Raw genomic sequence first — 21,768 nt, forward strand, 5'->3', positions numbered from 1 at the left:
AAAAGAGTAAACTATCCGAATAGATTATATTTGACTATGCAGTAAATGGCGCGAAATCCGTCTTTCCATCCGATTTTTTTGCCTTCCGCGTACGTCCTGCCGTAATAGGATATGCCCACTTCATAAATTCGAATTCCCGGAATCTTAGCTATTTTTGCGGTAATTTCCGGCTCGAAACCGAATCGATTCTCTTTGATCCGGATGCTTTGAATAATTTCCCGCCGAAAAGCCTTGTAACAGGTTTCCATATCGGTAAGATTGATATTTGTGAACATGTTTGAAAGGGTGGTTAATACTAAATTCCCGAGCCTGTGCCAATAATAAACGACTCGATGCGGACGATTCCCCATGAAGCGACTTCCGAACACGACGTCCGCCTTGCCCTTATAAATCGGGTCGATGACGACAGGAATTTCAAACGGATCATACTCCAGGTCCGCATCCTGTACGATAACTATATCTCCCGTCGCGGATTGAAATCCGGTCCTAAGTGCGGCCCCTTTTCCTTGGTTTTTTTCATGAAGAACCAAGCGGTCGTACAGCTTTTTAAAGGCGGGTGTCTGTAATAGTTCCCTCGTGCCATCAACGGAATAATCGTCTACGACGATGATCTCCTTATCTTTGAAGGGGACTTTGCGAACCGTTTCCAGGATATTTTTAATAGTTTGTTTTTCGTTGTAACAGGGGATAACGATGGAAAGTTTCATTTAGGATCCAGGCCCACTAGTTCGCTCATTCGGAAATCCCGGATGATGTTTTCGACGCGGACTATTATTTTCTCTAACGCGATGCCGAAAAGCAAATTCTTATACGCTTCTGCTGCTTTTGGAAATTCCCGTTCGGATATTTGTACGGTCATTCGATCGCTGACTCGATTTTTTTCGATACATTCTTTAACGGTTTGCATCAACTTCGCCAGGGCTATGGACACTTCTTTCAGAATATTCTGACTATCGCGTTCCATCGCGGATTGATTCCCGTTGGCGTCTAACAACGCTTTAATGTGTTCCGCGATTCGCAAGGATGGCATTCCTTTTCGGGTCACTCCGATTCTTTCAATCATGGCCAGAGAATCCTGGAAGGAGGAAAATTCGGGAGTTCCCCGGAAAATATGGATCAAAACGGGATATTCCGTTTCCGCAAAGTTCGTCATCGCTCCATAGAAATATCTCATCTCCGTTCTCGCCAAAGGATGAAAATCGACTCTGGGATATTTGGAAAGTTTTTCTTCCTGCTCGTCCAGGATCCGGTTAATGGTGTCGCCTTTGGAAGCGGTGCGTCGCTCCACTAATTCCCGGTGTTTTTCCTTAACTTTTTCTAAAAAACCGACTTCGTCCTTCAGAAATTTTTCCAGATTTCCCCGATGCTTCAGAGTCTGGATGTACCTGTCTTCGAAGCCTTTATTGTCGAAAAGCTTCGGACTCTGTTGAGCGCCTTCCCGGTATTCGGACCGGATTTTTTCCACGATTTTTTTGAGTTCTTCGTCGTTGAGAGACATGCGGAAGGTTCTACCCTTCGCTATCGACCCATTTTTGCAAGGATATAAGTAGTGCCCCCACATCCTCCGAGCAATATAATAGAGCGTTCCTAGCGTCTTTGAACATTTGCTGCTGGTTATAGGCGATTTGCTTAAGGTGGTTATCGTTCTTGGTATTTAAAACGTTCAACGTATCGAGCATCATTTTCTTCAATTTTTTCGTTAGAGATAGCAGCATTTCCTGCATTTCCCAGCGGATTACGAGTTGTAATTTCTCATGATCGCCGGATCTAGACTGAAGCGCTTGCTTTCTGCCCGACTCGTATTTTGCCACATAATAGGTGATCGATCTAGGAAAAGAGGTCAATTCCTTATGGTAATTCAAGATCTTGTCTAATTTTTGAAAAAACTCCAGGTCGTATTCCCGATTGAGGTTGCCGATGATATTTTTATTCTCGGACGGGTCCCCGGTTGCTTCAAAGATCTTAGAATTACGAATATTATTCAGAACCGACTCGATTCTTTCCTTAATTCGCAAAAATCCTGCAAGCGTATCCTCGATAAATTTCGTCTCACGACCTGCATTGCCGTCCGACGGTTCGATAAAGAACGGAACGTCTTCGTTCTCGGAAGCGGGAATACTTTTGCTTTCCATAATATTTAAATCGATTTTAGAAAGATCGAATTTGTCAAAATTAGCCGGAGAAGTCTTCGACGCGGTTTCGGAAAAGTCGATCGCGGATGTGGCCATTTCGACTTCGCGTGTAGGAATTCCCTCCGCATTGGCGGGAGCGGGAGGGATTGCCTTCGCTTCCTTTGCCTTTTCCACCAGGGCATCGATCCATTCGGTATTTTGCTGTTTTGTGCTCTTTAAGAGAACCGATAATTTCTCCAGATCCAGCGGTTGCGAAACTTTTCCGGACTTAGGTCTTGGGCGCTGGGGCGGAAGTGCCTCCGAAGCTTTTTGTAATGTTATCCGAACTATTTCGGCTTTTCGACTATCCTTATTAAAGCGAACCGCATATCGATTGCCATGACGATCCATATACTTTGTACCCAATTGCGAGAGAGAGAGTTTGTTCGGATCTATCTGGCTGATCGAATTGACGAGTATGTATTGCGGTTCTTGTCCAGGAATCATAATGAATTCGTTTAGTGCTGACGTAATATTCGACGGCGGCATGTTCAAAAAACTACCGAACCGTTTCTACTGGATCGGGTTTTTCAGTACAAGAAAAGAAAAAAGTTTCAATAGAGCAGAGGACAGAGGACAGAGGACAGAGGACAGAGGACAGAGGACAGAGGACAGAGGACAGAGGACAGAGGACAGAGGACAGAGGACAGAGGACAGAGGACAGAGGACAGAGGACAGAGGACAGAGGACAGAGGACAGAGGACAGAGGACAGAGGACAGAGGACAGAGGACAGAGGACAGAGGACAGAGGACAGAGGACAGAGGACAGAGGACAGAGGACAGAGGACAGATAATTATTCCTATTTCCCTGACAACAATTTTTTAAAATCGAATTACGTTGGAGCGAGGTATCAGAAGACAGAAAGACTGAACATTGATAAGCGGAGTTTCCACGTTCTAGGGAAAGATTCTTGCATTATACTGGATTCTTCCTCCTACCCCAGGATTTCCAGCCTCGAGCAGCTTCTGTCTAGCGTGAGCAAAGCGAATGCATCTGTTTTTTGACTCTGTCCTCTGAAAGCGAACGCGTCTGTCTTCTGAACTGCAACATAATCGAAATGTCTCATTCCGATGAAATCACTAAAACCCAAAAAACCGTATTGACACTGAAGAAAGTTGCGAAAACCTGGATAGCATCCCTCTAAAGGAAGGTCGATCCTTGGCGAACATAAAGTCTTCAGAAAAAGATATCCGCAGGACTAAGCGCAGAAATGCGGCAAATTCCCAGAATCGGAACCGCCTTAGGACCCAAGCAAAAAAGATCCTAAAGGCCATCCAAGATGGTGAAAAGGAAGCGCTTAAAAGCCTGTATAAGGAATACGCTTCTCTTCTCGATAAAGCAGCCAAAACCAACCTCATCCACTCTAAAAACGCAGATCGCAAGAAGAGTCGGATGGCATTGCGCATTAATAACCAAGCTGCCACCGCGTAAAAACCGTTTTCATAACGGGCGATTAGCTCAGCTGGGAGAGCGCCTCCCTTACAAGGAGGATGTCGGCAGTTCGATCCTGTCATCGCCCATGTCATTTTTTAATTTCAAGAGATTCTATCCGGAACCATGGCTTTAGATCCACGATCACCGGTCTTCCAACACTCCGATCTGATGGTTTCCGTTTCCGGAATCCGCGGTATTATTCCGTCGGGACTCAGTTCCGACGTGATTTATGATGCTCTCCGTGCTTTCGGTTCCTGGCTTAAAGGAAATACCGTTGTCATCGGGCGAGATTCTCGACCAAGCGGAGCCTTCATCGAAAGCATCGCGATCGGAGTCATGCAGGGAATGGGAAAGAACGTAATTCTACTTGGAATCGTTCCTACTCCGACAGTAAAAGCGGTCGTAAACCAAACCAAGGCCGCGGGTGGAATTATGATCTCCGCCTCGCATAACCCGGTAATCTGGAATGCTTTCAAATTCATCGGCCCAGGCGGCTTTTTTACCGGTGCGAGCGACCTGGAAGAAATTCTGGATATAGTCAGAAACGAGAGTTATAAACCGTTCCAATTTAAGCCGAATGCAAAGGTCGAGGAAGGTCAGGACAAGATTCGAGGACATATTGATTCAGTTCTTGCGAGGGTCGATGTCGCTGCTATTAAGAAGAAAAAATTCAGCGTATTCTTAGATGCGGTGAACGGCGGGGGAAGTTTCGTTTTACCCGAATTATTAAGGAGTTTAGGCTGCAAAGTGATCGCCTTACATTGTAAACCGGACGGAACATTTCCTCGCCCTCCGGAACCGACTCCGGATGCGCTACGCCAATCCTCGAGAGCGATGAGACAATCGGGGGCCGACATCGGGTTTGCCTTGGATCCCGATGCGGATCGCCTTGTGCTCATGACTCCCAAAAAAGGGGCGATTTCCGAAGAATATACTTTGCCGTTGAGTTTTTTGTCTTATCTGGCATTCAATAAAGTTCCGAAGCGCGCCTCCCTTACGGTAAATCTTTCCACGAGTTTTATCAACGATTGGGTCGCGTCTTCGGCAGGGGTTCCCACCTTTCGGTCTAAAGTCGGAGAGGCAAACGTTGTGTCGGAAATGATACACCGAAAATCCGTGTTCGGCGGGGAAGGAAACGGCGGTGTTATAGATCCGGCAATTCCTTCTTTTGGTCGAGATTCCCTTTCAGGTGTGGCGCATGTCTTGAATCTGCTTGCCCTGAAGGGAGAAGGAGTCGATTCTGTGCTGAGCGGTCTACCGGTTGTGCATATGCGAAAAATCGCCTATAAAATCAGCGGTAAAAAACCGGAACAGATCTATTCCCAATTCAGAAATGAATTTCCGGATCACGGGGAAGATTCCAGGGACGGTTTGCGCTTAGCCTCCGAGGACTCCTGGATTCATATTCGCCCGTCGAATACCGAACCTATTCTGAGGGTTATAGCCGAGGCTCGAACGAAAAAAGATCTCTCGGCGTTGATTGATACGGCCGGAAAGATTATGGAGAACTCATAAGTATGTGCGGAATCGTAGGATATGCCGGTGATAAAAATGTAGAGTCCGTTTTGGTAGTAGGACTTATCAGCCTGGAATACCGGGGATACGATTCTGCTGGAATTGCGGTCTTAGATAAAGGCGAAATCCAAGTTCGGAAGCAAAAGGGTAAGATCAAGGACCTGGAAAATTACCTAAAAGAGCATCCGGTCCGCGGAAACGTAGGTATCGGCCATACTCGCTGGGCCACTCACGGCGAACCGAGCCAAATTAATGCCCATCCTCATACCGATTCCAAGGGAATTGTAGCCGTCGTCCACAATGGAATTATAGAAAATTACGGAGAACTTCGCCAGGAACTAAAACACCTGGGTCATGTTTTTCACAGTATGACGGATACGGAAGTACTGCCGAATCTCTTGGCCGAAAGTCGAAAGCAAGGAAAATCGAATAGGGAAGCTTTCTTAGACCTTTTTTCTAAAGTCGAAGGTAAATGGGCCATTGCGGTGGTATTCGATAACGAACCCGAACGCGTTTATTTCGCTCAAGACGGAGCTCCTTTACTGATCGGAAAAGGAAAAGAAGAATACTATCTTGCCTCCGATATATCTCCTTTAACCCGTAATTGCCGGGAAGTTTACTTTATTAATTCGAAAGAGTGGGGATACTTTACAAAAACCGAATGTAAAATTTTCGGATTCGACGATACGGAAAAACTCCTGGAATTTAAGAAGCAAGAGATCAAATTCGAGGATGTGGATAAAGGCGGATACCCGCATTTTATGATTAAGGAAATCCACGAACAGCCCGGAATTTTCAGGCGAATCATCCAATCTAGAATTTTGGAGAACGGCGAAATACAATTTCCGGAAACCGCGATCTCAAGAGACGTACTTTCAAGAGTCAACCGAATCATCATTCAAGCCGCCGGAACGAGTTATTATTCCGGGATGCTCGGAAAACACTATCTTGAGAATTTTGCGAAAATTCAAACCGATACGGAAACATCTTCCGAATTTCGGTACCGGAATCCGGTAGTCGAAGGAGATACCTTAATTATCGGAATTTCCCAATCGGGCGAGACCGCCGATACCCTCGCTTCGATTTTAGAAGCAAAGGCAAAATTCATTAAGGTCGTTTCTCTCGTAAATAACGTAAATTCGACGATAGCCAGGGAATCCGATTCTTATATTAGAACGGATGCAGGACCTGAAATCGGAGTGGCAAGTACGAAAGCGTTCACCGCTCAAGTGATCAATCTTCTGCTATTTTCCCTATACGTCGCGAGATTGAAATGGATTATTTCCGAAGAGGAACTTCGAGTTCTACTGGATGAAATTCGACTTCTGCCCGGAAAAATGGATCAGATTTTAGCCAAGGCTACTTTGCTAGAATCTTGGGCGGCGGATTTTACTAAGACCAAGGATTTCGTTTTTCTTGGAAGAACGTACAATCATCCGGTAGCTCTCGAAGGGGCTTTAAAGTTAAAGGAAGTTTCCTATATTCATGCTTCCGGTTATGCCGGCGGTGAATTTAAGCACGGTCCGATCGCGTTGATTACCAACGAAGTGCCGGTGGTTTGTCTTGCGACTAAATCGGAGATTTATTCCAAAATGCTTTCGAACATTCAGGAAATCAAGGCCCGAAACGGAATTATTATTTCGATCGTAACGGAAGGAGACAAGGAAGCCAGAGAACTTTCCGACTACTGTTTCGAAGTGCCGGATTGCCCTGAAATTTTAAGTCCCATTTTGAACGTTTTGCCGCTTCAACTTTTGGCGTATTATTCGGCGGTAGCGAGAGGTTGCCCGCCGGATCAACCGCGAAACCTGGCTAAATCCGTAACCGTGGAGTGACGATGGCTAGGGTCCAAAGAATCCTAATCGATGAGAGGGAAATTCCTTCCGGTTTAAAGGCTTTAACGAGAGTCAGGTCTTTTACCGAAATTCGTGACGGAGTTCTAACACCCTTAGAACGATTAAGGGCCCAATACGGGGATGCAAAATTCTTCTACGCGCATTCTCTCCCTATATTCGAAAAATCTTTTTTAGAACGGAATTCAAGAATCAATATCTACGACGGTCGCGACGTGGATCTGATTATTACCCCCGAAGAATTTCTGCCATGGAAATTAATAGACGGCACCGGTCGCTCGATCGAGCAGGATATCGATTTAAATAAGGATCTGCGAAGATGGATTCGAAAATTAAAAGTGAAATCCGGAGATTTTCAAATCGTAGGAAAGTCGAAGCATTTACATGTACATCCTTCGGCCAGTATTTTTCCGGGAGTCGTGATCGACGTCACCTCGGGGCCCGTCATTATCGATAAGGACGTAAAAATCACTTCCTTTTCCTTTTTAGAAGGTCCGCTGTACATCGGTCCGAGCGCTCGAATCGATAACGCAAGGATCACGGGCGGCACGACGATCGGGCAAGCCTGCAGAATAGGCGGCGAGGTGGGTGAAAGTATTATATTAGATTATTCTAATAAACATCACGAAGGGTTTCTCGGCCATTCCGTCGTTGGGAGTTGGGTAAATATCGGAGCCCTGGCTACGACTTCCGATTTGAAAAACAATTACGGCATCGTAAAAATCAAGGAAGAAGACGTCGAATGCAATACCGGGTCCATAAAATTCGGATCCATTATCGGCGACTATTCTAAAGTCGGTATCGGCGTAATGTTAAATACGGGTACCGTGATCGATTTCGGTTGTAATGTGGTCTCTTCTCGAGTCGGAGGTTATCTACCTCCTTTTTCCTGGGTTAACGGAGAGCCGTACATACTGGATCTATTTTTGCGCGACTCCAGAAAGATCATGGCTCGCCGTAACCGGGAACTTTCTTCTTCCGAATCCGAACTCATTCGAGTTCTTTACGAAACTAAAGTACGTAAGTAAATTCTTCCTAGGAGGGAACCATGGAAGTTTTAGAATCGCAAATTCGTACGTCTTCGTCCGAATATAAGGAAAATTACGAGGATCTATCGAAGAGAGTGGAAGCGACTCGCCGACTCTTGGAAAAAGTCAGGAAGGGTGGCGGCGATAAAGCGATTCAACGCCATAAAAGCCGAGGGAAACTGACCGCACGCGAACGAGTGGAAGGCCTGCTTGATCCGAATACGCCTTTCTTAGAATTCTCGGGTTTGGCCGGACAAGAAGTCTATGCGGATGAAGTTCCGTCCGCGGGTATCATTACGGGAATCGGTAGAATTTGCGGTATCCCTTGCGTGATCGTTGCAAACGATGCCACGGTGAAGGGAGGGACTTATTATCCCCTAACCGTCAAGAAGCATATTCGCGCACAGGAGATCGCTCGGGAAAATCGTCTTCCTTGCCTATATCTGGTCGATTCCGGGGGAGCGTTTCTTCCGATGCAAGACGAAGTTTTTCCGGATAAGGAGCATTTCGGAAGAATCTTTTATAACCAGGCAAACTTATCGCGGGAGGGAATTCCTCAGATCTCCGTCGTAATGGGGAGCTGCACGGCCGGCGGCGCATACATTCCCGCTATGTCGGACGAGTCCGTCATCGTGCGTGGAAACGGAACCATCTTCTTAGGCGGTCCTCCACTGGTTAAGGCAGCGACGGGAGAAATCGTCACTCCGGAAGAACTGGGAGGGGCGGATGTCCATTGCAGGATCTCCGGTGTAACGGATCATTTAGCGGAAAACGATACGCATGCCCTCGAAATTGCGAGGCATATCGTGTCCACATTAGGTTCGGAAGGAAATTCGTCGATCCGATCCATTTCGTACGAAGAGCCTCTGTATCCTGCCGAAGAAATTTACGGCATTATTCAGAAAGATATTCGCAAACCCTATGACGTGAGAGAAGTAATCGCTCGGATTGTGGACGGTTCTCGATTCCAAGAATTCAAAAAGAATTATGGAACGACGATCGTCACGGGATTTGCGAACATTTACGGGAAGTTAGTCGGCATCGTGGCAAACAATGGAGTGCTTTTTTCCGAAAGCTCCCTTAAAGCGGCCCATTTTATCGAGCTTTGCAATCAGAGGGAGATTCCCTTGATCTTTTTGCAGAATATCACCGGATTTATGGTCGGAAAGAAGTATGAAAATTCCGGGATCGCAAAAGACGGCGCAAAGATGGTCAACGCAGTTTCCACTTCGGTAGTTCCGAAATACACTGTGGTGATCGGAGGTTCCTACGGGGCGGGTAATTACGGAATGTGCGGGAGAGCCTTCGGTCCTAGATTTCTTTGGATGTGGCCCAATGCCCGTATTTCGGTGATGGGCGGGGAACAGGCCTCGAACGTTTTGCTAACCGTAAAATTGGATCAATTGGAAAAAGAAGGAAAGACTTTGTCGGAGGCGGAAAGGGAACTTTTCCGAAAGCCGATTTTGGAAGATTACGAAAATCGCTCGTCCTATTTATACTCGACGGCAAGACTCTGGGATGATGGGGTTTTGGACCCGGCTAAGACTCGTGAATCGTTAGGTCTGGCTTTGTATTCCGATCATTCCGCGAGAGGACAAAAACCGTCCTACGCAATCTTTCGAATGTAATTCTTTCGGACGTTTCCTGGTATTTTGAAATTTTCGAGTCATCTGCCAGGCTTGGAACGTCTAACTCCTCAAAATTTTGGCAATTCCCCAAAATGTGCTTAATTAATAGGCAAAGTGCCGACCATCGTATTCCAAAACCCAGAGTATCCGTTGCTGTTTGAAGACAAATTGATGCGTAAACAAAGAAAAACCCTTTCCAGATTAGTATTTCGCCTTCTCTCCTGGACGAATTTGTAAATTTCATTTTTTTTCCCATAAATTCTGATTCGGGTACTCTTTTTGCATTAGGGGGAGTAAACAAAATGCCCGAGATGAGATTTGAGAAAATGAAATCGGTTAAAAAAATTCTTCCGTTCCTGATCCTCGTGATTCCAGCCCTAGTATGGGGCCAGGACGCAACTCCCGCTGCGGCTGCACCGGCAGCTCCCGTGCCCACCTTGGATAAAGGTGATACTGCATGGATGATTGTAGCATCCACCTTCGTGTTCTTTATGATCCCCGGCCTCGCCTTGTTCTATGGCGGTCTGGTAAGATCTAAGAACGTTCTTTCCACAATGATGCATAGCTTTATCGCTATTCTCGTTTTGACACTGCAGTGGACTATTTTCGGATACAGCTTCGCTTTTTCCGGGGATAACCCTTACTTCGGCGACTTTGCGCTCGCGTTTTTGAACGGGATCGATGAAAATACTTTGGAACTGACCGTTCCAAAATACGTTCACTTCCTGTTTCAAGGAATGTTTGCATTGATTACTCCCGCGCTGATTTCCGGTGCGATTGCAGAGCGAGTTAAGCTTTCAGGATACGTCGCATTCATTCTGCTTTGGGCGACCTTCGTTTACGATCCTGTCGCGCATTGGGTTTGGGCCGGTTCAGGTTGGTTATTTAAAATGAGCGCCCTTGACTTTGCGGGAGGAACCGTTGTCCACTTGATTTCCGGTATTGCAGGATTGGCAGCCGCCATCGTCATCGGAAAACGTAAAGGAGAAGGTATTTCTCTTGTTCAGCCGAATAATCTGACTTACACTTTGATCGGTGCCGGTTTACTTTGGTTCGGTTGGTTCGGATTCAACGCAGGTTCCGGACTTGCCACTAACGGTATTGCCGCTCGCGCATTCGTCGTAACGTTGATCGCTCCAGCTGCCGCAGGAGTTGCCTGGTTAGCGATCGAGTATCTGCATACTAAAAAAGCGACCGCTCTCGGTGCCGCTTCGGGTATCGTCGCTGGGCTTGTCGTTATTACGCCCGCTTCGGGTTTTGTCGGTCCGGTAGGAGCCATTTATATGGGCTTGATTGTCGCTCCGATCTGCTACGGCGCTATCCTTCTGAAAGGTAAGCTCGGATACGATGACTCTCTCGATGCATTCGGTATTCACGGAGTCGGCGGTGCGATCGGCGCCATTCTAACGGGTGTATTCACTCTCACGTTAGGAGCCGGAGTCGCCAGCAAGGGAGATCAGATCGTAGTTCAGTTGATTAGCGTCCTAGCTACCGGCGGTTACTCGTTCATCGTTTCCCTCATATTAGCTTTCGTTATCGAGAAAACCATTGGATTCAGAATTTCCGAAGAGAAGGAAATTGCCGGTCTTGATTCGGAAATTCACGGAGAGAAGGGTTATATTCTTTAATCCTTTGAAAATTTGATTTAATAAGTAAAGGAGAGCATATGAAATTAATCGTAGCAATTATCCAGCCCCATAAACTGGAAGAAGTCAAAGCCGAGCTGACAAAGAACGAGATCTACAGGCTTACGGTCAGCGACGTGCAAGGCTACGGGCAGCAGAAAGGTAAGACGGAAGTCTTCCGCGGTCATGAATACCAAGTAAACCTTCTTCGCAAGGTAAGATTGGAAATCGCGGTAAACGACGAGTTCGTTAAGCCTACCGTAGATGCCATCTTGAAAGCGGCAAAGACCGGCGACGGAAAAATCGGCGACGGAAAAATCCTGATTCTTCCGCTCGAGGATGTCATCCGCATCCGTACCGGCGAAAGAGGAAGTTCCGCTATCTAAAGGATTGATTCTTCCCCCAAACGAGTCGAAACCTGCTTGGGGTCGGTACTACCGGCCCCTTTTTTGTGATTATTTCGTTAAGCGAAGGAATCTATTTTTATAAGATAGATCTTTCCGAATCAATACCTCCGAATACCCGATGGAAAGGGCTTCTTCGGATAGCCATTGCGAGTATTCCGGATGAGTCTCTAGGAAAAGTTTTCCGCCCTTAAATAGGTAAGCTAACGCTTCCTTTAGAAGTTTCGCATGGAATTCCTTGAAATTCGATACGAAGAGAGCGATATGCGGTTCGTAACCGATCACGTCCTGCATGATTTCCGTCTTTTCGGATTCGGGAATATAAGGGGGATTTGCGACGATAAAATCGAACGATAAAATCGTAGGTATGGGAGCGAGTAAATCTCCGATGAAGAAGTCCATCGCGCGCTCACTTCCCAGAATTTCCAACCCGTTCCGCTCGGAGATTTTCAAAGCTTCTTGAGAAATATCGGAGAAACTTGGAGACCAATCGGCTCTGGCTTTTGCGAGGCTAATTCCTATGCATCCGCTTCCGGAACAAAGATCTAAAAATTTCAGCCGACCGTTCTTGTCCGGGAATTCTTCCAGTATCCAGGCCACCAATTCTTCCGTTTCCGGCCTTGGAATCAGCACGGTATTATCTATAAAGAAATCCGAATCGAAGAATGCCTTTCGTCCAATGATGTAAGCCGTAGGGCGGAATCTAGAGCGTTCCACTATTCTTTCCCGATATGCGTCTTTTTCCTCGTTCGAAAGCGGACGTTCAAAATCCACATATAACTTTACGCGAGGAATCTTGAGAAGGTCGGCTAATAATAATTCCGCGTCGAGCCGAGCTGAGGGAATATTCTTTTTCTTCAGAAATTCTTCCGACTTCTTTAGTAAATTAAGGACGCTATCCTGAGAATCCGGCATGATAAAATGAATGGTGGCCCCGAGAGGATTCGAACCTCCGACCAAAAGTTTAGGAAACTTCTGCTCTGTCCACCTGAGCTACGGGACCGAATTTAAAGCGGTGTAAATCCCGGGTATCGGACTGGGATTGCTCAGCCATCTTTACGACGGTTTGCGCTTCTGGGAGACTATTCTTTGAAAGTCGTTAATATTGTGAATAACGATTTTATCGGAATAGATCTCGATTTTACCGCTTTTTGCGAATTGATTCACGACTTTTTGGACTTCGCCCACCGGTTGCGCGCACCAATCGGCAACATCCTCCACGGTAATGTTCAACACGACTTCCTTAAAGTCCGTATGAGTGTGCATTTTTTCGTAAAGCATCAGGAATACGTCGGCGACCTTGCCCGTAATATCATCTAATAATAATATAAGAAGGCGTCGTTTTGCATCGTAAATACGGACCGAAAAAATCGTGAGAATCTTGAGCGCCAGAGTCGGGTTTTTGGTTAAAAGCAATTCGAAGTTAGCTCTGTTAAAGTTCAAAACCTTCACGTCGGAAATGGCGATCGCCGTCGCGCTACGAGGCTGTTCTTCCAATATTGCCATTTCGCCGAAGATATCTCCCTGTTCGAGTATATCCAAGGTTTTGATGGAAGTCCCGACGGTTTTAGTGATTTTCACTTTCCCTGTTTGAATCAGGTAGAAATCGTTTCCGGGTTCGTTTTCGCAAAAAATAATTTGGTTCGGATCGTACGTCTTTCCGAACTTGGAAAACATGGATTCAAGCATCAGATCCATTAAGCGCTAAGCTCCTTGGCCTTTTGCCGGGCTTTTTGTGAGAGACTGTCCCTCTCGGGAGGGAGTAGAGCGACTTTGCCGAAGAGCATACCGGCTCTCTGGCGATCGCCTTGTAGTTCCGCTATTTCCGCCAAATGAAACAAGGATTCTTTGACGGATTCGCCGGAGGGATGTTTTTTAATGTACGTAGAAAACGTGTTACTTGCGGTTTCCAAGTTACTCAGCTTGAGAAAGCAAACTCCCATTTGGAAAAGAGCGTTATCCACGAGTTTTTTCTCGCTATCATATTTAAAATCGTTTCGACCGGTCAAATCTTTGAAAATTCCGACCGCTTCTTCGAATTTGCCGACGTTCAAGAAAGTATGAGCCCTATTATAAAGCGAAGTGATCGAATTATCCACTCCCGATCCCACGCTGGATTTCTCGGTAGCCGGTTTCATAATATTCTGCAAGTTTTCCTGAGTCATTCGGGGCGAGGCTCCGGCGTCATATACGAGCGGCGGCATGTTGATCGGGTAGGGGTTTCCTTTCCTTGCCAAATCCAGGAGTTCGGTCGCCCTGCCTGCGTAAGCTCCGTTCGAGTAATGCTCCAAATATTTTGAAAATGCATAGGCGGCGTGTTCGTAATTCGTATTTTTATAAAATACTTCCCCGACGTTCATTAGCTCGAAGGCGGGATTCCGCGTTTCGGCCTGACCTAGAATTTCTCTCAATTTCTTATGAACCAGGCGTAATTGGCTGGAGAACACCTTCATCATTTTTAGAATGAGGTGAGTTTTTTCCGAAACAAAGATTTCGAACTCGTGGAGCTTGAATACCAATACGGTCGCTCCGCCCACGACCTGCGCCGTCTCTTCCCTCGGGTATTTTCCCAAGGCCGATTTGACTCCGAAGAATTCGCCGAGTCTTACGTCTTCTTTCACTTCATAACCGGTATCGATTGCAGTGTACGTAAGTACGACTCGACCGTTCCTCAGGACGTAGATATCCTCAGACCGATCTTTCTCGAAATAAATTATGGAGCCGCCTTTATAATTCCGGATTATGGGCCCAGCCAAAACCGTTACCTTCCACTCTAAATCTCACCCGATGGGAAAAAATGCCAAATCCTTTTTGTAACCAAGGGCGCGAGTGACCGATTCTACCAACCCTAGGGGATCTCCTGCAAGGTATTTATCGGTTCCCGCGATCCTTATTTCGCGTCCAAGAATTCCAGTTTCGTCGAAAAATTCTTTCAAAGTTAGATCACCATATGCCGGTTTTCCATCATTGATAACTAATCGTATCGAGTCCAAGTCAGCAGAGCAGAGCGCTTCGTAGGCGTCTTCCTTTTCTGAAGAAAGCACCAGGATATCCGCAATTTTTCCTTCTTCTAAACTTCCCAAATCCTTAGAGATTCGGAATGCTTTTGCCGGATTGGACGTAACCATCTGGAAAATCATCTTTGCATCCAGATCTTCTCCGTATTCTTTCCTAAAAAATGATCTCGCATTTTTAATTTCATCTAGGATGTTCAAGGAGCCGGATAAGGGGGAATCCGTACCGAGGCTGACATTGATCCCGGCCTCTAAAATAGCGCGAATTGCGGTCGTTTTTCCGAATATATACAGGTTCGATTCGGGGCACCAGACGAAATGCGCTTTCGCTTTTGCTATGGATCGTATGTCCGCTTCGTCGAAGGCGATTCCATGCACTAATACGCTGTGCTCTCCCAAACCGCCGAGAGACTCCAGGATTTGGACCGAATTTTCGGATTCTTCGTCGAATCCTTCGGCTATATGGGTTATGAACGGCAAATCCGCTTTTTTGGCTCTTTCGTATTCGATTGCGGGACCGTCACCCCATCCTAGAGAATAGGAACAAATACTGTGAGCAAGAGTATATCGATTCAGGATGCGAAGCGGGACTCGATCGACAAAAGGTTCCTGGACGAAATGCGGAATATGATCTTGGACAGAGGTAACTCCGCTAATTAAATTTTTATAAGATCCTAAAAAGTATAATTGCTCGGGCTCTAATTGTTGGCGTTCGGCAAAGACGACGGAGGACTTGAGATCGTTGTCCCAAGGAAGCCAGTTCGGATAAGGACGATTGGTTCCTACCTTCGGAAGATAGGAACCGAGTAGGTGGTCGTGAGCGTTGATTAATCCAGGATATACGAACATCCCTCCGAGATTCAGGCGAATCGGAAGATTATCGGAAGGTCTTCCTTTACGGATGGACGCAATTCTCCCGTCCTTTACGCGGATCGTCGCGTTTTCCAGGATTCCTGCGGGAGTCACGGCTCTTGCATTAATAATTTCCCATTCCATCAGGTTCTATTTATTTCCCGTCGTAAGACTCGTTTTTAGTTCTTTACCGGCTGACGAAAGGGATCGGGTCGAGAGCTTTCGCTCCTTGATTGATCTGAAAATACAGTCCCCTCCCTTCTTCCAATTCGCCGACGGTTGCGCCTTTTTTTACGCTTTCTCCTTCCTTAACGCCGACAGAACGCAAATTCGCATAGATCGTGGAATACCCGCCGCTATGCTCTAAAATAATATATTTCCTATAGCCGTCCATTTGGTCCACCACAACAACCTTTCCCTCGGAGACTGTCCGTACTTCCTTATGTCTTCCTGCTTTGAATAGAACTCCCTTATTCGGATAATAACTTACTTTTGAAAAAGGAAGCGCTACCGGCGGAAGCCTTTCCAACGGCTTTCGGAATTTCGGTCGAGTCGATGCCGTTCCGAGCCCTATCGGTTCTCCTTTTGGAGCTGAATTCTTTGACGGATTCGGAGGCAATCTTAAGACTTCTCCTTTTCGTAATCCGTCGGATTCTTTCTTGCCATTCCATTCTAGGAGAAGGCGCCAATCGATTCCGTGCTTTTTGGCGATGGAAAATGCCGTTTCCTTGAATTGGACGGTGTGGGATCCCGAGGGTGAGCGGGTACCGCCTTCGGAAGCTTGCGAGAGTAAAAATAGAATTCCGGCCGTCAATGAAAACAGAATCGGACGGATTCGGAAACATTCCCGCATACTTTTGGTATCGGCAAATCCGCGGCATAGAAAAAGAAAAGGGAGCCTCAGACGGCTCCCTTTTCGAGGAAAAATCCCGAAAGATCCGGATTAATCTTCGTCTTTCGAGTGCGGCTTGTATTTCTTCATCAGCTCTTCCGCAACGTTCCGTGGCACCGGTGCATAGCGGGAGAATTCCATCGAGAATTCCGCCTTACCCTGGGTGGAGGAACGGATGACGGTCGAGTATCCGAACATATCCGCTAAGGGAACTTCGGCTTCCACTTTGCAGTAGCTGTCTTGTTCCGTAGTGTTTAGGATCATCCCTCTTCTTTGGTTCAAAGAAGCAAGGATGGCTCCTTGGAATTCCGCCGGTCCATCCACTTCCACTCTCATAATCGGTTCGAGGATTTGAGGGCTTGCTTTTGAGAAACCTTGGCGGAAAGCGTAACGGCCTGCGATTTGGAAGGCCATATCCGAAGAGTCCACATCGTGATACGACCCGTCATTGATGGTCAACTTCACACCGATAATCGGGAAGCCGATCAGGCTTCCGCGATCCAAGCAACTCTTGAATCCTTTATCCACCGAGGAGATGTATTCGCGGGGAATCGATCCGCCCACGATAGCGTTTACGAATTCGTAATCTTTTCCCTCTTCCTGAGGAATCGGCTCGATAAAGCCGGCTACGCGACCGAACTGACCCTGGCCACCGGTTTGCTTTTTGTGGGTATAGTCGAAGTCCGCGCGTTGAGTAATCGTTTCTCGGTATGCGACCTGAGGAGCTCCCGTGACCAATTCCACACCGTATTCGCGCTTCATCCGCTCGATATAGACTTCGAGGTGCAGCTCTCCCATTCCTTTAATAATAGTTTGGCCGGATTCCTGATCGACGTGGGTTTGGAAAGTCGGATCTTCTTTGGTAAAGCGGTTGAGGGCTTTTGCCAAATTGTTTAGGTGTTTGGATTCCTTGGCTTCGATGGTAAGAGAAATCACCGGAGCCGGAACGAACATGGACTCCATGGAAACTTTCATTTTACCGTCGGTAAACGTATCTCCGGACGCGCAATCGATTCCGAAAAGAGCGATGATATCTCCTGCTTCCGCAGAATCGATGTCTTCCATTTCATCCGAGTGCATCCGACAGAGGCGCCCTACGTTATGTTTCTTGTTATTGGACATATTGTAGATCGTCATACCTTTCTGGATTTTACCCTGGTAGACCCTTACATATGTGAGCTGGCCGTAACGTCCGTCTTCCAACTTGAAGGCGAGGCAAACGAGGGGTTTTTCCGGATCGGAAGGAAGTACGATTTGGTCTTCGTTATTATTAACGTCAAGAGCCTTGTTGGTGACATCTACCGGAGACGCAAGATAATCTAAAACTCCGTCAAGGAGTTTCTGAACGCCTTTATTCTTGAACGCAGAACCCATAAAAACCGGGGTTAATTTTAACGCGATCGTACCGTTCCGAATCGCAGTCTTGATCTGTTCCACCGTAGGTTCGCCTTCGAGCATAGCTTCCGTGAGTTCGTCCGAGAACATCGAAGCAGCATCCAAGAGTTCTTCGCGTTTTTTCTGAGCGAGCTCTAAATGTTCCGCCGGAATTTCTTTCTCGACGATCTGCATTCCTCCGTTTCCTTCGAAGTAAACGGCCTTCATCGTTACTAAATCGATGATTCCTTGAAGGTCGTTTTCCAAGCCGATCGGAATTTGGACGGCCACAGCATTATGCTTGAGCTTCTCGCGAAGTTGATCGATCACTCGGAACGGGTTGGCTCCGGTTCGGTCCAGTTTGTTAATGAACGCGACTCTAGGTACGTTGTAACGACGCATCTGTCGGTCGACGGTAATGGACTGAGACTGAACTCCGGAAACGCCGCAAAGAACTAGGATAGCGGAATCGAGCACGCGAAGAGAGCGTTCCACTTCGACCGTAAAGTCCACGTGGCCCGGAGTGTCGATGATATTGATGGTATAATCTTTCCACTTGCAGTAGGTGGCTGCGGATTGGATCGTAATCCCTCTCTCTCTTTCCAGCTCCATGCTATCCATTTTCGCGCCGACTCCGTCTTTTCCACGAACTTCGTGAATAGCGTGGATACGGTTCGTATAGAATAGAATCCTCTCTGTCAGGGTGGTCTTTCCGGAGTCGATATGGGCGGAAATTCCGATATTCCTGGTTTTGAGGAGTTTTTCACTGGCTTTAAAATCCGCGACGGCAGTACTCATAGGGTCCTCGTAATAAAGATTGGGTTATAAAAACGTCAAAGGCTCCCAGGGTAAAGGAGCCCTAATTCTTACCAGATTTCTAGAAGCGCCTCATTTGTAAAGATATTCTTAATCGAATTCCTACCTGGAACTCCGAGTGCCAGGTTTTTCATTGCCTGGCTTACTTACCTGAAAAAAATATCCCTTCGGAAGAGGGTTCCCCTCACCCCATGCAGTCGATTAAATTTTTTAAGAGAAACATCAATCGGATCGCCCGGGCATTTTTACTGCTTTCGGTCGCTAGAATCCTGTGTTTAGGCTTTGCCGGGGCGATCCTGCTCGGCTCGTTTATGATCTATGCTTCCGAATCGGGCAGACTCGGTTATCCCGACTCGTTTTACATCGCGGCCTCCGCCATTTGCGTCACCGGATTGACGACCGTTTCCGTCAGCGAGCTGGCATTTTCCACTCAGGTGATCATGATGTTTTTGATCCAGGTCGGCGGGCTAGGGATTATTACTTTTACGGTACTGGTCGGAATACTAGTCGTTAGAGGGTTGTCTCGGAGCACTCGAATCGCGTCATTCGTTTTTGAAGCGATCGATTCGCATGAATCCGAAGACGGAACGGAGAAATCTTCAAAGAAAGCACATTACGTAAAAAGAATATTGTTTTCGATCGTTAATATTTCCGTTTCGTTGGAATTACTGGGTGCTCTCCTACTTTATCTCTTCATGCCGAAAAATTTAAGCGAATTGCCCGGCGACCCGAATCGGCTTTTCCTGAGTTTATTCACCGCAGTATCCGCGTTTAATAACGCGGGGTTTTCGATCGTGGACGACGTTAGTTTTCTTGCGAGCGAGCCGGTATGTCTTGTCATTATACAGGGATTGATCGTGATGGGAGGTATCGGATTTCCCGTCATAATCTTCTTCGAGAAAACGTTGTTGGAAACGTTTCGCAAAATTATGAATCGCATCGAAGTCGCGATGGAGACGTATTTGATGTCTCGAGCGTTGGAGGAAGGAAAGGAGCCTTCCTGGATTTACCTGCTTTTGATCCGCCTGTCCTTCTGGGCCGAGGATCGCCTGAATCTATACCGAGAAGCCCTGCACGGAGAGTCGAATCGCATTCAAATGAAGGTGATTCTTTATGGATCCTTAATATTGGTGCATGTCGGAGGGTTGGGGATTCTTTTTGCGGAATGGGACAATCCGGATACGATCGGAAAATTCGGTTTCATGGATAAGCTATTCAATTCATTCTTTCTTTCCGTCTCGTCTCGGACGGCGGGATTCAATACGTTCGATCTTTCGGAAATCAGAAGTCCGACTTATGTTCTCCTTTGCTCCTTAATGTTCGTGGGAGGCGGTCCTCAGGGTGCGACCGGGGGGATTAAGATTACGACTTTCGTAATTCTCTTAATGTATTTGAGAAACGTAATCAATCCCCAGGCTAGAGTAACCATCATGGGCGAAGAAGTATCCAAGAACTCGGTCGCGATTTCCACTCGAATCTACTTTCTGGCGACGATCGCCATCGTATTCTTTATGTTGGTGATCACCATTACGAACGAGCATAGGCACGGGATCGAAGATATCTTTTTCGAGGTGATGTCCGCTTTCGGCACTGTCGGCTTGACAAAGGGTTTGACGCCTTATATTACCGGGTTGGAGAAATTCTTTTACCCTTGCATAATGTATGTCGGGAGAGTCGGGGTATTTACTCTTTTAATCGCTTTTACGGGACATTCCGGTTTGGGCAGTCTCGGTTCGAAAGATGACGGCGTCAAGATTCAAGTAGGGTAGGCAGAGGGCAGAGGACAGAACATTGATGAGCGGAGATTCCATGTTCTAAAGAAAGATTCCTGTGTTACAAGGGGATCTTTCCTATACTTCTGTAACTTTTCCAACGTTTGGCAGTTTCTGTCTAGCGTGAGCGAAGCGAACGCATCTGTCTTTCAGAGGACAGAAGACAGAGGACTGAGGACAGAACATTGATGAGCCGGGTTTCCATGCTCTAGGGGAAGATTCTTGTGTTATATTAGATCTTTCCCCTACCTCGGCTGCCTTTCCAACATCTAGCAGTTTCTGTCTTTCAGAGGACGGAAGACAGAGGACTGAGGACAGAACATTGATGAGCCGGGTTTCCATGCTCTATGGAAAGATTCCTGTGTTATAGAGGATTTTTCCACGTCCTCTGTTTCACGATTTCGAATCAGTTTTTAATTGAAACTCTTGCGAAGAACGACATCCTGTCCTTCACGAACGACATTTCTCTTTGGAGCCAGAATGCTAGTGTCTTATATCAAGCTACTCCGACCTCATCAATGGGTTAAGAACATTATTCTCTTTGCGGGGATTATTTTTGGCAAAAAACTCGGAGAACTAGAATCCGTCGAGCGTGCGGTCGCTGCATTCTTCCTATTTTCACTGACTGCGAGTTGTCAATATGTGATTAACGATTTTCTGGATCGAAAGGAAGACGCGTTGCACCCGGAAAAAAAGCACCGTCCGTTAGCTTCGGGTGCGATTACGCCTACGGTTGCGCTTTTTCTTACGGCGATATTACTTTCGGGAACTCTGATCTTATCGTTTCGTTTACAGCCTGAATTCTTTTATCTAGTCACATTCTACCTGGTTTTCAACGTCATATATAGCCGTTTTCTTAAACACATGGTGATCTTGGATGTCATGAGTATTTCAATCGGCTTTGTCGTTCGAGCGGTAGCCGGCTCCGTCGTAGTGGGAGTAAGCTTTTCATCCTGGCTTTTACTCTGTACTTTTATGTTGGCCCTTTATTGGGGCTTCGGAAAAAGAAGAGGGGAACTGATCATTCTCGAGGATGGGGCGATCGGGCACAGAAAGATTTTAGAAGAGTATTCCGTAAACTTTCTGGATTTGATGATGGCGATCGTCGCAACCATGACCCTAGTCACCTACGTAATGTATGTGACGAGTCCGACTACGATCGAAAATTTAGGAACGGATAAGATGGTCTATACGATTCCGATCGTTGTTTACGCCATCTTTCGCTCTTTGTACATCATTTATATAAAGAATATGGGTCACAATCCTACGAGAGCCATTTTGACGGATTTAGGGGTGTTGGTTGCCGGGTTTATTTGGCTTCTTTTGGTGGTTTGGATAATGTATTCCGGCCCCGGCCAAAGCTTACCCATTCACCTGTAAGCCGAGTCT

Annotated in this window: 19 protein-coding genes and 2 tRNA genes; 11 read left to right on the top strand and 10 right to left on the bottom strand. The window is 46.6% G+C overall.

All coding sequences use genetic code 11. From position 1 onward, the window contains the following. Window positions 1-11 precede the first annotated feature (11 nt). The 3 genes from LEP1GSC047_RS20450 to LEP1GSC047_RS20460 are packed head-to-tail and all read right to left on the bottom strand — an operon-like array spanning window position 12 to window position 2,618. Window positions 12-707, bottom strand: coding sequence for a glycosyltransferase family 2 protein (locus LEP1GSC047_RS20450; protein WP_010415331.1), 696 nt, complete (start codon window positions 705-707; stop codon window positions 12-14). Then, entirely contained in the window at window positions 704-1,498 is a 795-nt protein-coding gene (locus LEP1GSC047_RS20455; RefSeq protein WP_010415327.1) for a hypothetical protein, read from the bottom strand. Before LEP1GSC047_RS20455 ends, LEP1GSC047_RS20450 begins: the two co-directional genes overlap by 4 nt. A 10-nt stretch (window positions 1,499-1,508) precedes the next feature. Further along, a complete protein-coding gene (locus LEP1GSC047_RS20460) occupies window positions 1,509-2,618 on the bottom strand; it encodes an LIC_10450 family protein (RefSeq protein ID WP_010415325.1) in 1,110 nt (369 codons plus the stop codon). A gap of 1 nt (window position 2,619) precedes the next feature. On the opposite strand from LEP1GSC047_RS20460, the gene LEP1GSC047_RS21750 reads away from it, so the two are divergent. The 9 genes from LEP1GSC047_RS21750 (at window position 2,620) to LEP1GSC047_RS20505 (ending at window position 11,641) form a co-directional block, all read left to right on the top strand. Then, window positions 2,620-2,997: a hypothetical protein gene (locus tag LEP1GSC047_RS21750; protein ID WP_020988992.1), complete on the top strand. Its 378-nt coding sequence runs from the start codon at window positions 2,620-2,622 to the stop codon at window positions 2,995-2,997. A 333-nt stretch (window positions 2,998-3,330) separates the two neighbouring features. After that, a complete protein-coding gene (gene rpsT, locus LEP1GSC047_RS20470) occupies window positions 3,331-3,603 on the top strand; it encodes a 30S ribosomal protein S20 (protein WP_010415319.1) in 273 nt (90 codons plus the stop codon). A 16-nt stretch (window positions 3,604-3,619) separates the two neighbouring features. Further along, a tRNA-Val gene (locus LEP1GSC047_RS20475) sits at window positions 3,620-3,692 on the top strand. A 37-nt stretch (window positions 3,693-3,729) separates the two neighbouring features. After that, on the top strand, window positions 3,730-5,121 hold the full coding sequence (glmM, locus tag LEP1GSC047_RS20480; RefSeq protein ID WP_010415314.1) for a phosphoglucosamine mutase: 1,392 nt from the start codon (window positions 3,730-3,732) through the stop codon (window positions 5,119-5,121). A gap of 2 nt (window positions 5,122-5,123) precedes the next feature. Then, window positions 5,124-6,956, top strand: a complete 1,833-nt coding sequence (gene glmS / locus LEP1GSC047_RS20485; protein WP_010415312.1) for a glutamine--fructose-6-phosphate transaminase (isomerizing) — start codon at window positions 5,124-5,126, stop codon at window positions 6,954-6,956. 2 nt (window positions 6,957-6,958) lie between these two features. After that, window positions 6,959-8,002: a GlmU family protein gene (locus tag LEP1GSC047_RS20490; RefSeq protein ID WP_010415310.1), complete on the top strand. Its 1,044-nt coding sequence runs from the start codon at window positions 6,959-6,961 to the stop codon at window positions 8,000-8,002. A gap of 20 nt (window positions 8,003-8,022) precedes the next feature. Further along, window positions 8,023-9,630, top strand: a complete 1,608-nt coding sequence (locus LEP1GSC047_RS20495; RefSeq protein WP_010415308.1) for a carboxyl transferase domain-containing protein — start codon at window positions 8,023-8,025, stop codon at window positions 9,628-9,630. 326 nt (window positions 9,631-9,956) lie between these two features. Beyond that, the gene (locus LEP1GSC047_RS20500; RefSeq protein WP_039935868.1) at window positions 9,957-11,258 is read left to right on the top strand and encodes an ammonium transporter; all 1,302 of its coding nucleotides are present in this window, start codon (window positions 9,957-9,959) and stop codon (window positions 11,256-11,258) included. A gap of 38 nt (window positions 11,259-11,296) precedes the next feature. Next, window positions 11,297-11,641, top strand: a complete 345-nt coding sequence (locus LEP1GSC047_RS20505) for a P-II family nitrogen regulator (protein WP_008595143.1) — start codon at window positions 11,297-11,299, stop codon at window positions 11,639-11,641. A gap of 69 nt (window positions 11,642-11,710) precedes the next feature. On the opposite strand, the gene prmC is transcribed toward LEP1GSC047_RS20505, so the two are convergent. The 7 genes from prmC to fusA all read right to left on the bottom strand — a co-directional run bounded on the left by prmC (window position 11,711) and on the right by fusA (window position 18,589). Beyond that, entirely contained in the window at window positions 11,711-12,574 is an 864-nt protein-coding gene (gene prmC, locus LEP1GSC047_RS20510) for a peptide chain release factor N(5)-glutamine methyltransferase (protein WP_020989075.1), read from the bottom strand. An 11-nt stretch (window positions 12,575-12,585) separates the two neighbouring features. Then, window positions 12,586-12,662: transfer RNA gene (locus LEP1GSC047_RS20515), tRNA-Arg, on the bottom strand. A 53-nt stretch (window positions 12,663-12,715) separates the two neighbouring features. Next, on the bottom strand, window positions 12,716-13,357 hold the full coding sequence (locus LEP1GSC047_RS20520; protein WP_010415293.1) for a Crp/Fnr family transcriptional regulator: 642 nt from the start codon (window positions 13,355-13,357) through the stop codon (window positions 12,716-12,718). Then, the gene (locus LEP1GSC047_RS20525; RefSeq protein ID WP_010415291.1) at window positions 13,357-14,415 is read right to left on the bottom strand and encodes a cyclic nucleotide-binding domain-containing protein; all 1,059 of its coding nucleotides are present in this window, start codon (window positions 14,413-14,415) and stop codon (window positions 13,357-13,359) included. Before LEP1GSC047_RS20525 ends, LEP1GSC047_RS20520 begins: the two co-directional genes overlap by 1 nt. A gap of 24 nt (window positions 14,416-14,439) precedes the next feature. Then, window positions 14,440-15,669 (bottom strand): amidohydrolase family protein, encoded by a 1,230-nt coding sequence (locus tag LEP1GSC047_RS20530; protein WP_010415290.1) that lies wholly within the window; start codon window positions 15,667-15,669, stop codon window positions 14,440-14,442. Window positions 15,670-15,712: 43 nt separating this feature from the next. Next, the gene (locus tag LEP1GSC047_RS20535; protein WP_010415288.1) at window positions 15,713-16,378 is read right to left on the bottom strand and encodes an LIC_10271 family cell wall hydrolase; all 666 of its coding nucleotides are present in this window, start codon (window positions 16,376-16,378) and stop codon (window positions 15,713-15,715) included. Between the two features lie 90 nt (window positions 16,379-16,468). After that, a complete protein-coding gene (gene fusA, locus LEP1GSC047_RS20540; protein ID WP_010415286.1) occupies window positions 16,469-18,589 on the bottom strand; it encodes an elongation factor G in 2,121 nt (706 codons plus the stop codon). A gap of 209 nt (window positions 18,590-18,798) precedes the next feature. Between fusA and LEP1GSC047_RS20545 the strand changes: the two genes are divergently transcribed. Continuing rightward, a complete protein-coding gene (locus LEP1GSC047_RS20545; protein WP_020988988.1) occupies window positions 18,799-20,376 on the top strand; it encodes a potassium transporter TrkG in 1,578 nt (525 codons plus the stop codon). Between the two features lie 483 nt (window positions 20,377-20,859). Beyond that, the gene (locus tag LEP1GSC047_RS20550; RefSeq protein WP_010415283.1) at window positions 20,860-21,759 is read left to right on the top strand and encodes a decaprenyl-phosphate phosphoribosyltransferase; all 900 of its coding nucleotides are present in this window, start codon (window positions 20,860-20,862) and stop codon (window positions 21,757-21,759) included. Window positions 21,760-21,768: the final 9 nt, after the last annotated feature.

It is taken from the genome of Leptospira inadai serovar Lyme str. 10 (genome assembly GCF_000243675.2).
Lineage (GTDB): Bacteria > Spirochaetota > Leptospiria > Leptospirales > Leptospiraceae > Leptospira_B > Leptospira_B inadai.